General features: G+C 61.0%; 7 protein-coding genes and 5 tRNA genes. 7 read left to right on the forward strand and 5 right to left on the reverse strand.

Features of this window, described 5'->3' with window-relative positions; translation table 11 throughout:
- The first annotated feature begins 7 nt into the window (after positions 1–7).
- On the forward strand, positions 8–895 hold the full coding sequence (locus JNA92_RS01290; protein WP_241802994.1) for an ATP-binding protein: 888 nt from the start codon (positions 8–10) through the stop codon (positions 893–895).
- On the forward strand, positions 896–1378 hold the full coding sequence (locus JNA92_RS01295; RefSeq protein WP_241802995.1) for a GAF domain-containing protein: 483 nt from the start codon (positions 896–898) through the stop codon (positions 1376–1378).
- Positions 1379–1534: 156 nt separating this feature from the next.
- On the opposite strand, the gene JNA92_RS01300 is transcribed toward JNA92_RS01295, so the two are convergent.
- Positions 1535–2302 carry a hypothetical protein gene (locus JNA92_RS01300; RefSeq protein WP_241802996.1) on the reverse strand — a complete coding sequence of 256 codons (768 nt, stop codon included), beginning with the start codon at positions 2300–2302 and terminating at the stop codon, positions 1535–1537.
- Between the two features lie 318 nt (positions 2303–2620).
- Here JNA92_RS01300 and JNA92_RS01305 point away from each other — a divergent pair.
- From JNA92_RS01305 to JNA92_RS01325, 5 genes are all read left to right on the forward strand, one after another.
- Positions 2621–2696 (forward strand) — tRNA-Glu (locus JNA92_RS01305).
- A 2-nt stretch (positions 2697–2698) separates the two neighbouring features.
- A tRNA-Gly gene (locus JNA92_RS01310) sits at positions 2699–2774 on the forward strand.
- A 91-nt stretch (positions 2775–2865) separates the two neighbouring features.
- A tRNA-Glu gene (locus JNA92_RS01315) sits at positions 2866–2941 on the forward strand.
- 3 nt (positions 2942–2944) lie between these two features.
- Positions 2945–3020, forward strand: a tRNA-Gly gene (locus tag JNA92_RS01320).
- A gap of 86 nt (positions 3021–3106) precedes the next feature.
- A tRNA-Gly gene (locus JNA92_RS01325) sits at positions 3107–3182 on the forward strand.
- Positions 3183–3562: 380 nt separating this feature from the next.
- Here JNA92_RS01325 and JNA92_RS01330 read toward each other — a convergent pair.
- The 4 genes from JNA92_RS01330 to JNA92_RS01345 all read right to left on the reverse strand — a co-directional run bounded on the left by JNA92_RS01330 (position 3563) and on the right by JNA92_RS01345 (position 13405).
- Positions 3563–4147: a fimbrial protein gene (locus JNA92_RS01330; protein WP_241802997.1), complete on the reverse strand. Its 585-nt coding sequence runs from the start codon at positions 4145–4147 to the stop codon at positions 3563–3565.
- 506 nt (positions 4148–4653) lie between these two features.
- Complete coding sequence (locus JNA92_RS01335) at positions 4654–7161, reverse strand: fimbria/pilus outer membrane usher protein (protein ID WP_241802998.1); 2508 nt, start codon at positions 7159–7161, stop codon at positions 4654–4656.
- Between the two features lie 188 nt (positions 7162–7349).
- The gene (locus JNA92_RS01340) at positions 7350–12383 is read right to left on the reverse strand and encodes an RHS repeat-associated core domain-containing protein (RefSeq protein WP_241802999.1); all 5034 of its coding nucleotides are present in this window, start codon (positions 12381–12383) and stop codon (positions 7350–7352) included.
- A 32-nt stretch (positions 12384–12415) separates the two neighbouring features.
- Positions 12416–13405 carry a hypothetical protein gene (locus JNA92_RS01345; RefSeq protein ID WP_241803000.1) on the reverse strand — a complete coding sequence of 330 codons (990 nt, stop codon included), beginning with the start codon at positions 13403–13405 and terminating at the stop codon, positions 12416–12418.
- Positions 13406–13512 lie beyond the last annotated feature (107 nt).

Raw genomic sequence — 13512 nt, forward strand, 5'->3', positions numbered from 1 at the left:
AGTCGTCATGGACGCCCGCTTGAATGCTTTTCTGGAACGCGCAGAGTCCGTGCTGGCGCGCCTTGAGCCGCTGCTGCCGGCACCGCGTCCGGACATCGACTGGAACACCACGTTGGCTGCGCGCTGGCAGCGCGATGGCCGTACCGGCTACTTGATGCCGTTGCACGTCAGCCTGGACATCCGCCTGACCGACCTGATCGGCGTGGACAAGCAACGCGACCAACTGGGCCGCAACACCCATCAGTTCATCAACGGTCTGCCTGCCAACCACGCGCTGCTGTGGGGCTCGCGTGGCACCGGCAAATCGTCGCTGGTACGCGCGCTGCTGGCCGAACACGCCGCTGCCGGCCTGCGCCTGATCGAGATCGAGCGTGACCACCTGGCTGATTTGCCGCGTGTGGTCGAGCAACTGCAGAAACTGCCGCAACGTTTCGTCCTGTTCTGCGACGACCTGTCGTTCGAAGCCGGGGAGGGCGACTACCGGGTGCTCAAGAGCGTGCTCGACGGCTCGCTGGAGCAGGCGCCGGACAACGTGCTGTTGTACGCCACTTCCAACCGTCGTCACCTGGTGCCGGAGAAAGAGAGCGATAACGAAAATTGGAAGCGCGTCGATGGCGAACTGCACCCCAGCGAGGCGGTGGAGGACAAGATCGCCTTGTCCGACCGTTTTGGCCTGTGGCTGTCGTTCTACCCGTTCACCCAGGAGCATTTCCTCGATGTGGTCGAGCACTGGATAGGCCAGCTGGCGGCCTCTGCCGGCTTGGCCTGGCAGCGTGACGAAGCGCTCGACATACTCGCCGTGCGCTGGGCCACCGGCCGCGGCAACCGTAACGGCCGTTGTGCCTACCAGTTCGCCCGTTATTGGGTAGGGCTGCAATTGTTGGAGCAGAAATAAATGATCGACCTCAATGCCAGTGGCGCCGGCCTCGACGGCTACGACCTGCTGGCTGCGCAAGTGCAGGCACTGTTCGCTGACGAGCGTGACTTCATCGCCAATGCCGCGCAGTTTTCGGCGTTCTTGTACCACCAGGTGGATGACCTGAACTGGGCCGGGTTTTACCTGAACCGCAATGAAGAGCTGGTACTGGGCCCTTTCCAGGGGCAAGTGGCCTGTGTGCGCATTCCGTTCAGCCGTGGCGTGTGCGGTGCAGCAGCGGCCACCCGGCAGACCCAGCGGGTGGAAGACGTGCACGCCTTCCCGGGGCATATTGCCTGCGACAGCGCCTCCAACAGCGAGTTGGTGATCCCGCTGGTGAAGGAGGGCAGGCTGATTGGTGTGCTCGACCTGGACAGCCCGAAGCTGGCGCGTTTCAGTGAGGCGGACCAGCGCGGGCTGGAGCGGTTGGCGGCAGTCTTTCTGGCGTTGACCGACTGCTGATTAGCGTTATCAGGGCTGCTGCGCAGCCCATCGCCGGCAAGCCGGCTCCCACCACGACTGCGCCGTTGTTCAGGCCAGCAACGGGCTTACCCAATTCTAAAAGCCGGCGCAATCTCGGTGGGAGCCGGCTTGCCGGCGATGGGCTCGTTTTTCACATCAATCGTAGATGACCCGCTTTTTCCAGGTTTCTTCCTGGTCGGTCTTGAGCCCCTGGGTCAGTGCGTTTTCGTCATTCTCCGCCGGTTCCATCTGGTCCAGCACCTGGGCATTGGCCCGGGCCAGCAGTTTCTCCAGGTAGGTCAGCTGCTCTTCATACACCTTCGGTTCAGGCTGCTTGCGCAGGTACTGCACGCCGCGCTCGAACGCCAGGCGAGCCTGGCCCGGTTGTTCCTGTTGCAGCGCTTGCTGGCCCAGGTTGTTGAAGAACTCGATGTGCAGCAATACCAGCAGGTGGCGAATTTCCTTTACCCAGTGCTTGCCCTCGGTGGTTTGCAGGACATTTTCCTGAGTAGCCTTGACGATCTGTGTGTGCAAAGCCTCGAGCAAGAAGCGCACATCCTTGGCCTTGGCCTCGGTATGGATCGGGCTGGGCGGGTTGTTCACCGGGATTCGCTCGCCTTGGGCGACCAGGCCGTCCAGTTCGGCAATGCGTGCCTTGAGTTCGGCATTGTTCTTGTCCAGCGCCAATTGCCGCTGAGTAAGATTGAGCTCCAGGCGCGTGAGCAACAGTTTGAGCGCCGGGGTCATGAACTGGCCGGGAAAGGTCTCGGTGATTTCGCCACAGCGGCGTACGCGGTCGGCGAGTTCGATCTTCAGCCGCGCGCGCTCCAGTTTGCTGTTCTCGACCACGTTGTTGAGGTAGCCGATCACGATCAGCAACGCGATACCCGCAACGATGAGCAGTGTGATCAGAAGTGGTGTCACCGTTAACGCCTCATCAGGAAGTTTTACATTGAGAGTGTAGCGAACAGGCCAGCCAGGGCGCCACGTGACTCTGTGTCGGCTCGTCGCCGGATTTCTCCAGTGATGGCACTTTGCGTTCAGCCCGCCAGAAAATCAACGCCAATCCTCGGGCACCCTGCACAAGCAGCCTATATAGAGAGCGAAGTCATTGATTTAAATAAATTTATAGAAAAGGGTTGACGACCTTTCAAGGCATCCATAGAATGCGCGCCACTTGCAGCGTAAAGCTCACAGCGAAACGCGGCAGGGAGTGAAAGCAAGCAGCAATGCTTGTAGCGTGTCCCCTTCGTCTAGTGGCCTAGGACACCGCCCTTTCACGGCGGTAACAGGGGTTCGAGTCCCCTAGGGGACGCCAATGCGGGAATAGCTCAGTTGGTAGAGCACGACCTTGCCAAGGTCGGGGTCGCGAGTTCGAGTCTCGTTTCCCGCTCCAGTTTCTCCGGCACTGCTTAACGGCGGGGCAGGAAAAGAAAACCCAGGCTGAATCGTGAGGTTCAAACCTGGTGCACTGAAAAGTGTTGTGTGTCCCCTTCGTCTAGTGGCCTAGGACACCGCCCTTTCACGGCGGTAACAGGGGTTCGAGTCCCCTAGGGGACGCCATTTGCGGGAATAGCTCAGTTGGTAGAGCACGACCTTGCCAAGGTCGGGGTCGCGAGTTCGAGTCTCGTTTCCCGCTCCAGTTTAAATACTGTGGCGTCTATGCGGTGCAGTGGTGGTGAAGGTCTTAGTGGCGCTTCACGCCGATAGCGGTAACAGCTTCAAAATGCGGGAATAGCTCAGTTGGTAGAGCACGACCTTGCCAAGGTCGGGGTCGCGAGTTCGAGTCTCGTTTCCCGCTCCAAATATTGGTTTACAGAGTTCCATTGAACTCTGTAAGTCCTTGAAAATAGACGCTTCGGCGTCTTTTTTCGTTTCAGCCCAGTCTCCCTGAATCCACCAGCAGCCACGAAATTTAAGTACATTTTCAAGTACAGCGATTCCGGGTAGTTGGCGTAGCGGATTGATGGCTGAGCTGGGCCTTGGGCCCACCAGGGCCATTGGCCGCCGGGGCGCGACGTTTATCAATGGGCAGTCAGGCGCTGTGGCCCCGGCTCAGTCCCGCGCAACTCGGCGATCCGGCCATGGCACCTTTGGGCCAGCCTCCCGTTCCCCCATCGCCATGGGCCCGGAAAGGCGGCTACAGGGCCACCCTCCCACTCGTTTCAGCCCTGCGCCTGCCCGCTACCGATAGCTGACGGTGAACTTCAGTGCGCCATCCGCCCGGCCAGGCGACACATCGGCATTGGTTTGCAGGTAGCGTGCACGGAAGTCGAGCTGGGTCACGCCGACCTGCAGGGGTTTGACTGGCACATCCACATTGAGCTCGACTGGGCGCCCGTCATCATGCAGCAACTGTATGCCGAGGCCGCTCGCGGTTGAGTCCGTCGTCAGGCTGAACAGGCCCTGGTCTGCATCGATCGGTAGCGAGCCGCGCACGCCCTCGAACCGCAGGTAGGCTTGGGCGGTGCTTGCGGCAGGGTCAATTTCGCAGTCGCTCAGGGTAATCTGGAACGGCTTTGCAGGCGTGGTGTAGCCTACGCCGGTGAAATCCTGCACGGGATATTCGCCCAGTTGAACCGGGTCGGCGATGAATGGGTCGGGCAGGAGGGTACATTGTTCCTGCCTCACCGTGCCGTTGAGGTTGAAGCGCAATGCCATGCCCACATCGCTGTAATGCCCGGTGAACAACTGTACGCTGAACGGGGTGGGTGTGGACGGGATCGTTCCTGTTTTAACCAGTGTGGTGTGGGTGCGCATCATATTCATGGTGATGCCCGTCGGCCCGGTGTGACCGTCGGAGTACCCCTCGTAGGGCACTGATGCCCAAGTCCTGGGCCGCCAAAAATTCGGCGCGGGGGAATTGGCGTAGGGGCGGTCCAGCCGTACGTGAATACCTACGCCGGGCACACCGATTTGCAGTACACGCCCCGTGAGGTCTTCGCCGTTCACCGGTGGCAGGGCCCCTGGGAATATCGGTACGCTCGGTCTCAATGATGCTTCCAAGGTTGATGTTCCGTCGCTGTAGCAAACCAACTCCAACCCTGCTGCGTTAGGCAGTTGGACGTTTCGATCAACCGCGCCAATGGGCGTGCCTATCGGGGCATCCCGGGGGATCCACAACGTGCCGACATCCAGCGAGTACTCCAACACGCCGGTACCACCGCTTCTGAAGTAGCAAGCGGCATGGGCGCTGTTGCTGTAGCAGAGCGCTAGCAAGAGTGTGCCGACTCCAGAAATGAGCCCGTATTTCATGCAAGTTTTCCCATGTATCATCAAGAATTAACGTCAGGGCAGTGCAGGGTCTTTATTCGGTATCCCTGTTCGGCTGGCATCTGTGCAGGGTCTATCTGCAGCTCGCAACGCCGTTGTGGCTGCTCACCCCAGCGCACGTGCAAGGTCTGCGGGCTGGCATCGACCGCGACCAAGGCCTGGCCGGCCTGGCCTACCACCGCAACCTGTTGGCCATCCTGGGTGCTGACCTGTGCACCGAAGGGCAGCGGCTGGCCTTCGGCTTGGAGCAGCGTGAGCACCAGACGAGCAACCTTGCGTGCGGCGAAGTCGGCCCTGACGATGGCGCCACGCCTAGGCACCACCTGCAGGCTGCCGTTGTCGATGACGGTTTCGGGCCCCAGCATGTCGGTTTCGAGAATCACCTGGTTGCGCCGATAAGGCCGCAGGTTCGGCACCAAGGCAAAGCCACTGGAATCGGTGTTCGCTCTGGGGGCATTGCGCACGCCAACCCCTGGGGTTTGCGCAACCCGTACCAACGCATTGGTGTCGCCAAGATAGGGGCCGAACGTCAGCCCGTCTTGATGCAGCAGCATGCTGCCTGTGGCATTGAGCGACAGCGATTGATAGCCGCTGCTTTGGGTGATGCCCGCACCGTAGCTGGCGACGTTGCCCTGATAATTGCCTGACAGGGCTGCCGAATGCCTGCTCTGTTCGTCACGGCTGCCTGAGACCGTATAGTTGACGCGGTTGTCGAGTGCGCTCCCGGACAAGCTGGCACGCTGGCTATGTCGGCCATCGCTCGTTTGCACATCGAAACTGGCGCTGGAGCGGCCCATGAAGTCCAGCGGCATGGAGAGGGTCAAGCCGAATAGCCGCGTGTTGCGGCTTCGTTCATTCAAGGCCTGCGAGACGAACAGGTTGTAGCTGATGCCGCGATGCAGGGTATTGAACTGAATTTCGTACTGGCGCCGCCGCAAGCCGGTATTCCAGTAATCATCCTGGGTCAACAAAAGGTTCAGCGAGCTGCTCTGCCCCAGGCGCTGGTAAGCGGAGGCTTCGAGGCGGCTGCGGCGGTTGCCGAGCCAGGCGGAATAGGCGTTGCGTTCGCGCACGGCTTCGTCGTAATCGCGATAGCCTTCGGTGGAATAACGGTAGCCGGCAAAACGCAGGTTCGTGCCGCTGGAGAACGCCTTGCCATACCGGGCGGCGTAGCTGTGGCCCTGGACCTGACCGAGCGTGCTCCCCAGGTCGCTATTCGCCTGGGTGACATCGAATGCCGTTGCACCGAACTGCCCCCAGTCCCGTGCGACGCCCAGGGTGCCTGCGCGGTAGTAGTCGCCACCTTGTACGCCACCGTAAACGGTAGTGCCCCAGGCGCCCCCCCTGGCCAGGGTGGCTTGCCAGAGCAGCGGGTTATCGAGTTTCTCGGCGCCGGCATACCGGCCAAGGGTGGCGCTGTAACGCCACACCCCTTGGCGCAGCAGGTTGTTCAGGGTGGAGTAGGGTACGCTGGAGCGCCGTACGCTGCCGTCGGCTTCGGTAAGGACCACCTCCAGCTCGCCACTGCTGGCACCCACGCCCAGGTCGTCGATAAGGTAAGGCCCAGGGGCAACGTAGGTGGTGTAGATCGGGTAACCGTTTTGCAGCACTTCGAGCCTGGCGCGGGTTTGCGCCACGCCGCTGATGACCGGCGCATACTGCTGCATGATATCCGGCAGCATGCCCGGGTCTGATGCTACCTGCATACCCTTGAACGGCAGGCCGCGGAAAATGTCACCGTTGCTGAAGGTCTGGCCCAGGGTGAAGGTGCCATGGCTATCTGGCAAGTCGTGCTGGGCATAGGTGTTGGTGTGTGACCACTGCCGGCTGCCGTGTGCATCGTCGCGCATCGACTGGCTGCTGCGCAGGCGCCATCCGGCAACGTTGAGGCCGCTGTGCACCAGCAGGTCGTGGCTGGTTTCGTTGCGCCCGTTGCGCAGGTTGCGCACCTGGGTGGCCACCTGATAGTTGGCGAATGCGGCCGGGATCCCGGCGTCCCAGAGGTCGCTGGCAATCGCCCCCGTGACCTCGCGGCGCAATAGCAACTGCGGCAATGTCAGGGCCAGGCTCAAGCTGGCCGTGTCGAGCTGGGCCGAGGCATCGGGCACCCAGTGCGCCAGGTTCAGGCAAGGCTCGGCTTCGGGGAGCGGCGTGGGCAGTGCCTCTTCACGCAAACCTGCTTCGCGCAGCAGGGCGGCGGTCATGCAGGCTTGCAGGCCCTTGCCGTCTTCGCTATTGCGCAGTTCCAGGTCGCGTGGGCCGAGGTAGTCGAAGTTGACGCTGACGTCGATGCGGTAACGCCCCGGGGCGAGGCGGGTCTGGCTGGCCAGGCCGTGCAGGGCAGCCGTGCCGGCGAGCTGGCCGTCGGTTTGGTGAATGAACGCAGGGTCGAACTGTAGGGCCGAGGCACCCGCTGCCGGTTGGGACATCAGCAGGCAGCCAGCGGTAGACACCAGCAGTGGCGAGAAACGAAGCGGTGGCTGAAGCCAACGCCAAGGGCGCTGGAGCATGGAAAAAACCTATCGTGGTGGCATGTCGGGCCTGCACTTCCTAGGGGAGGGCAGGTGCTGCCAGGCACGATAGGTAGATGTTGCAACTGGATATGTAGGGGAGTTCTGGATAACGCTTGGAAGATGTCATCCGCTCAACACCCAAAGCTCCTTTCGCAGCCTTGGGTGTTGGATAGCAGCGCTGTTTGCTAATTCTGAGGCAATTGACCCGGTTTTTTTCTGATCTTGAATCGGTAGTGCCTCAAGTTATATTTCCTCGTGGCCACTGAATTCGCCGGAGCGGCCATCTCAGGTTGGGCGGGGGGCGAGGGGGGCGGGTTATGACTGTTGGGTGCTGTTGACGGGGCAGGCTCTACTGGGGCTATGTCGTTGGGCTCTGGCTCTACAGTGAGCTGAGTGCGAGCTTTCCTGTTAGAGCGGTTGCTGCGCGTTACAACTTTTGGACTTGTGGGGGCGTCCAACCCGGCACTCGCCGGCACAGCACTCTCCCCCGCCGCTGCTGAATTCGTCGAGATCACCGAGTTCCTGGGCGTGGGTGCACCCACGGAAGCTTTGGCCCCACCGAACCCACTGGATATGGCTTGAATGCCACCCATCACAGCCGACATCGACATCATCGCACCCATGCCCGCCAAGGCAGAACCGCCCCACATCAACCCCTCTTTCAAGCCCGGATTAGAGTCGTCCATCCCTAGCGACGCCGCCATCATTCCCACCCCGGCCACCTGCACGGCGATGCCGACAATGGCGGTAGCCGAAAAGGCGGACGCAATAGCCGTACCGGCAACCAGCGCACCGGCAATGGGGACGACTATCGATGCCACCAATGCCAGCGCCGCGATGCCGAAAAAGATCCACCCCATCGCGGCTGACCCCGGTTGCTCCGGTACCTCGTAAGGGTCCTCGTAACCTGGCATGGGGCCACGCCCGAGCGCGGATTGGCCGCGATGGCCGGTGGGGTCGCGCCAGGATATGGGGTTGCCCAACGCGTACAGGTAAGGGTTGATGCCCGCTTCCTCCGGTGCCAGAGCGTCCGGGCTATGGAAGCGCATCAGCCCTGGGTTGTAGGCACGGTAGCCCCGCCCGAGCAGGTACCAGCCAAAGCCTGGCTCGCGCACTTCGCCGTTGAACGCCAGCAGGCTTTGCAATTCCTCGTCTTCGGCGCGCTCACCGTAGACGCTTTGATTTGCAGCGTGCAGTTGGCCGTCGGCGTATTCGCCCAGCACGCTGCCGCTGTTGTCGCTCAGCAAGAGGCGTCCCGAGCTGCTTTGCACGTGTTGCAGGCCAAGTGAGGTTTCGCCGTTGCACAGGTACTGCACCAGCACGTCGTCTTGCACGGTGCCGCTGAGCCGGTAGCCTTGGAAGCGCCGTATCACTTCGCTGGCGCTGCCATGGCGCACCCCCACCAAGTGGTCGTGGCCGTCGTAACGGTAGCTGGCCAGCGACTGCTTACCGTCGGCGCTGCGCACTTCGCACAAGCGGCTGCGGTCATCGTAACTGAGCAGGTTGCCCCATTCGTCGTTGTTCAGGTTGCCGTCGGCGTCATAGCTGAATGTCTGGGTTTGCGGATAGTCAGGTTGCAGCGTGTGATTCACCGACTTCAGCTGGAAGGGGTTGAGCTCATCAAGGATGAACGTGGCATTGTCGGTTTTATTGTCTGCGAAAGTAGTCTGGCAACGGGTGAGGTTGTCCAGCTGGTCAAAACGAAACACCTGTTTCTTGATCCGCCGACGTGCGCTATTGGCAGGCAAATCGCTGCCGTCGTATTCGACCATGGTCAACCGGCTGAGCGCGTCGTAGCTGAATGTCTCTTGCAGCAGCAGGGCATCGCCACGCTTGCGGATGCGCTGGTGCAAACTGTCATCGTCGCGCCACACCAACTCGAGGGTATCGACCGTGCCGTCGTCCAGTGTCAGTGTGCGCGTCTTTTCCCGGCCATGCTCGTCGTAGAGCACGTCGCAGGTGACGCTACGCTGGTTGCCTTCATGGGTGGTGACGGTCTTTTGCAGGCGGCCGTCTTCATCGTAGCTGAACGTGGCCTTGAGCTGGCCTTGATGGGTTTCCCTCAGCCGGCCTTTGTCATCGTAGCGGCTGCGGGTCGGCAACTCGCCGCCGCCACTGCGCAGCAGCGGCAGGCCTTGCAACGAAGTGGTGTACTCGAGCGCGTAGTGTTCGCCCTCGTTCTGCCCGGCCCAGCTCTCCTTGAGCAAAAAACCCTGGTCGGTGTAGCTGTATGCCCGTTCGCCGGTAGGTGCGTTGGCCTTGGTAATGGCGGCGTCCTTGCGATCGTAGGCGAAATTGTAGGACGGCTGGGCCTCCTCACCGGTGCTGATGCCGGTAGGTTGAAGCGTCAGCTCCGGGCGATAGGCGAAGGTGGCGGTCTTGCCGCTGGCGCGCTCGTGCTTGTGCACCAGCACCTGGTCGGGGCGATAGTGGTATTTCTCCACGCGGGTGCCCACGGTGAACTGCGTCATGCGCTCCAGCCCATCGAAAACACGCTTGCAGATTGCCTGCGGTGGCGCGTCGCGTGCCTCCAGCAGATGCAACGCTTCGGTCAGCTCTGCCTGGCTGTGGCTGGCGAAGGTGCGCGTCAGCACCGAGCGGTTGGGCCGCTCGGTCGCGAAAATGCGATCCCACGCGTCGTATTCATAACGCTGGGTAAGCGCAAGCTGCTTATCATCGTCCAGGGGGTCGCGCAGGGTCTGGGTCTGCTCCACGCTTCGAGCCAGGCCGTCATACAGGTAGGTCTGTTTGCCCACCGTTTTGCCGTCCTTGTCCAGGCGGCTGTCGCTGATCGGCTTGCCGTGCACGTTCAGCTCGCTGACTTGCACCCCACGGCGCTCGCCCGGGGCGCTCTGGCGCTCTTGCCAGGTGGTGATGATGTCACCCGTGGCGCCAAACGGCGAGCGTTCCTGGCAAAATGCAACACCGTCCGGGCCTATGGTCTTGCTGCGGTCATTCCAGGCGTCATACTCGAAATGCGTGGTCAGCGCGAGTGGCAACTCACCAAGCTCGTCGTCTTCGAGCAGGTCGAAGCGGCTTTCCTTCAGTAGGTTGCCTACGCCGTCATAGTCGCATGCATACACCTTGTGCCAGGCACGGGTGTTACGGGTTGGATGCTCGACTTCCAGTTCTTCCCACAAGGTGCGGTTAGCACCATCGAACCAGGTTCGCGTGACCACCCCCTGTGCATCGGTGACAGATCTGCAGGCCTGCCCGGCGACGCCCGGCAGTGTATAGCTGTACTGGCGCTTGGTGCCATCGGCCGGGAGGGTCTCGCTCAGCAAACGGTCGAGTGCATCGTAGCGGAAAAGGACTTCTACCTTGTGTTGGTTTTTCTGGCGCATGACCGAGCCGGTACGGCGGGATACATCCACTTCGGTCACTTGCTCGAGGCGGTCATGCCCCTGGAAGGTGCGTTTGGTGCGCAGCAGGTTTGCGGCGCCTTGGTCATCGTTCACCAGGCTATGGAAATAGCGGGTTGTCGAGGTTTTTTGCGTTTCGCCGCAGTAGAGTGTGTCCTCCTGGTAGTCGAGGCGCCCGTGAAGCAAGGGGTTGTCGGGGTGGTGAAGGTATTTACGCTCGCTGTGCTGCAGGCGTATTGGCTCATCCCCCTGTTGCACGCGTTCTTCGCGGTTGGACAGCAGCCAATACCCGGCGGACTGGCTGCCGCCTAGGGTGTCGAACTTCCTGTAGTAATAGCGGTTAGACAAGGTTTGCGCCTGGCCCTCGGCGTCGGTGGCCGGGTACCGGGTCTCTTCCTTGGTTGTGCGCACGAAACCGTACGGGTCGGGCGGGCAATCGTCGCCATCGCCTTGGGCCGGGTAGTAACTGTGGCGGGTGTATATCGTTCCGGCCAGGGTTGGCGCTTCCAGCAGTTTGCCCTGGGCATCGTAACGGGGCACGGCCACTTCGGACTTTAGGGTCAGGTTGCCATGCTCGTCGTAGCGGGTGATCAGCACTTCTTCGCGCAGCTGGTTGCCGCGTTTCCAGCGACGGGTGGTGCTGTAAGGGAGCTGGAAGTTGTTCGGTTGCTGAGCGAAGGTCAGCCCCGGGAGCTCATGGTAGGCGGTCTCGATTTCCTGAATGTGTTCATCCTGGTTGGTGACCTGCTTGCTCAGCAGGTGGAAGCGGTTGAATGTACGGGTGATGGTGCGCAGGGGCTGCTCCTCGCCCTCAGCGTCGAGCACCCACTGTGTGGCGGTGGAGCCGTAGGTAAAATACTGGTCGGTGGAGTCGTAGAGATGATCCTCGCCATCGTCCTTCCACTGGATCCCGCTGCCATAGCCCAGGAAGTTGTTGCTGGTGTAGTCGTAGGTGGTGATCATCGGTGGCTGGTCGGCCCCGGGGTCGATCTGGTGGCGGGTCACCCGAGGCAGGGGGTCGGGCAGTTGGCCGGCGCCTGGGAAGGTATGGCCGTCGTCATCGTAGGCAATGGTCTCGACGGCGCCGCTGGGGGTGGTTACCTCGCTCAGGAGGAACAGGCCACGCTGATCACGGTAGTCGAAGCGCCAGCTGGCCTTGTCGTCGGTGGGCAGCACCACGGCGTCGATACGGCGCCTGGCCGGCGAGCCCTGGCTGCTGAGCTTGAGTTCGTAGCGCGCCAGGGGCGCGCCCCCCGGGCCGGCCCCCGGATGCAGGTCGATCAGTACCCTGGCGCTCTCGTAGGTCAGCGTGAGCAGAGGCGGCCCGGCCTGCGTGATTTGGTTGAGGCAGGGGGCATTTTCGGCATAGGGGTTTTGCGTGTGCTCAAGGGTGATGGCATGGCCGGAGGCGGCTTCGACCCGCACCGGCAGGGCCACGCGGTTGCTTTGCGGGCCGTGGAGCTCAAGGAATTCGACCAGGCCGGTCTTGTGCACCACGCGAAAGTGCTCGGCATCATCGACATGGAAGTGAAAGCTTTCCAGCTTGCGTTCGGGAATGGCGTAGTCGTTGCTGTCGCCGACGACCTTGTAGCGCTCGCCGGTGTGCAAGGTGAGCATGTTGCTCGCCGGCACGTATTCGGTAAGGTTCAACGTCCAGCCGACACCGAAGCCCGAATCCTGGTTGTTGAGTGGGTTGTAGGCCAGGCGCAGCGGCAATGACGGGCCGCTGAGGTCGTTACCGACCAGTTCGGGCAGTTCGATGGCCAGGGTGTACTGGCCGGTGCGCGGGTCCACGCTGTTTTGCACGAAGCTCATGAAATTGAAGGCGTTGGAGCTGGCGATGGATGAGTTGCTCATGACAGAAAACCTGGAGTAAGGATGGGTGGAAATCACTGCACGGTGGCGCAGCGCACTCGGGAGGGTCCGCTGTAGAGGCCCTGATGCCAGTGACCGACCATGACCCTGCCGAAAGGCTGGCAACTAAACGCGCTGTCGTCCTCTCGCTGTGTGTCGCTCCACCCCATAGGCGTTACCGTAAGTGCATGGCCATTTACCTTGGGTGTCGCACAGCGATAGCGTGTGTTGCCATCTACGCCACCATCATGATCGCGGCCGGTCATGACCGTATTAGCGGGGCAAGAAAAGTAGTGCCCGCCAGATTCGCTGATTGGGGCCGATTCGATTTCGTCACTTAACGTGACCTCGTTGCCGCCCTGTCTAAGAGGGGCGCACCAATAAAAAATCTTACGGCCCAACTCCCAGTCATTGCGTATCCTTACAATAATCACCTCGTCTTTTGGACAGCTGAACGGCGAATCGTTTACGTCGACTTCATGGCGGCTGATCCCGCCATGTATTGTGGGCGTTAGCTCCGGCGTATCGATATTTCCTGATGTAGTAACTTCAATGCATTTGACCGAGTCTCTTGGGTTGGCGCCTTGTTCCATTCTTTTGTTGATCAGTTGTAAGCCGGGCGTAATCATTTGTCCCGGCGCAACCGCGTAAAGGTCAATAATTTCCCAGGGTGTTGACGGGTCTGTAGAAGTTGTTGGATTTATTGCAGTGCGTACTGTGATTGCGTGTTCGCCCTTACCGGGGGTGCACCAAGGGTCATCGGTCATGTAAATCCTCGCGGCTGAGGGGAGATCCGTCAGTACGATGCTTCTGACTTTCCAGTCCTTGCATTTCGTGGCTGAACCATGGGCGGTCAGGTTGAATTGTTGAGTGACCCCTGTACCGGGGCCTGGCACACTGAGAGCACATTTGTCTCCTTCTTTGTTCAGCAGCGTAATAGTACCGCCGGCCTGTGCATTTGCCGCGTGATTGAATGAGATGAGCAGTAAGGCTAGCAAACTGCACAGTAGGGTATGTTTAGCCATGGTGGCTACCTCGCGTCGGGTCGATTAATAGGCCGGTGTCTGTAGTCGTAATTGACGTGCTCCAGCCGTCATTACTCTTAAAGAAACTAATCCAATCGGGGCGGTGA

Source organism: Pseudomonas putida, from assembly GCF_022627325.1.
Taxonomy (GTDB): Bacteria; Pseudomonadota; Gammaproteobacteria; order Pseudomonadales; family Pseudomonadaceae; genus Aquipseudomonas; species Aquipseudomonas putida_X.

Excerpts from the sequence above, each read along its gene's own strand:
- JNA92_RS01290 (WP_241802994.1), top strand. The coding sequence starts at position 8 with ATGGACGCCCGCTTGAATGCTTTTCTGGAACGCGCAGAGTCCGTGCTG.
- JNA92_RS01295 (WP_241802995.1), top strand. The coding sequence starts at position 896 with ATGATCGACCTCAATGCCAGTGGCGCCGGCCTCGACGGCTACGACCTG.
- JNA92_RS01330 (WP_241802997.1), bottom strand. The coding sequence starts at position 4,147 with ATGAATATGATGCGCACCCACACCACACTGGTTAAAACAGGAACGATC.
- JNA92_RS01335 (WP_241802998.1), bottom strand. The coding sequence starts at position 7,161 with ATGCTCCAGCGCCCTTGGCGTTGGCTTCAGCCACCGCTTCGTTTCTCG.
- JNA92_RS01340 (WP_241802999.1), bottom strand. The coding sequence starts at position 12,383 with ATGAGCAACTCATCCATCGCCAGCTCCAACGCCTTCAATTTCATGAGC.
- JNA92_RS01345 (WP_241803000.1), bottom strand. The coding sequence starts at position 13,405 with ATGGCTAAACATACCCTACTGTGCAGTTTGCTAGCCTTACTGCTCATC.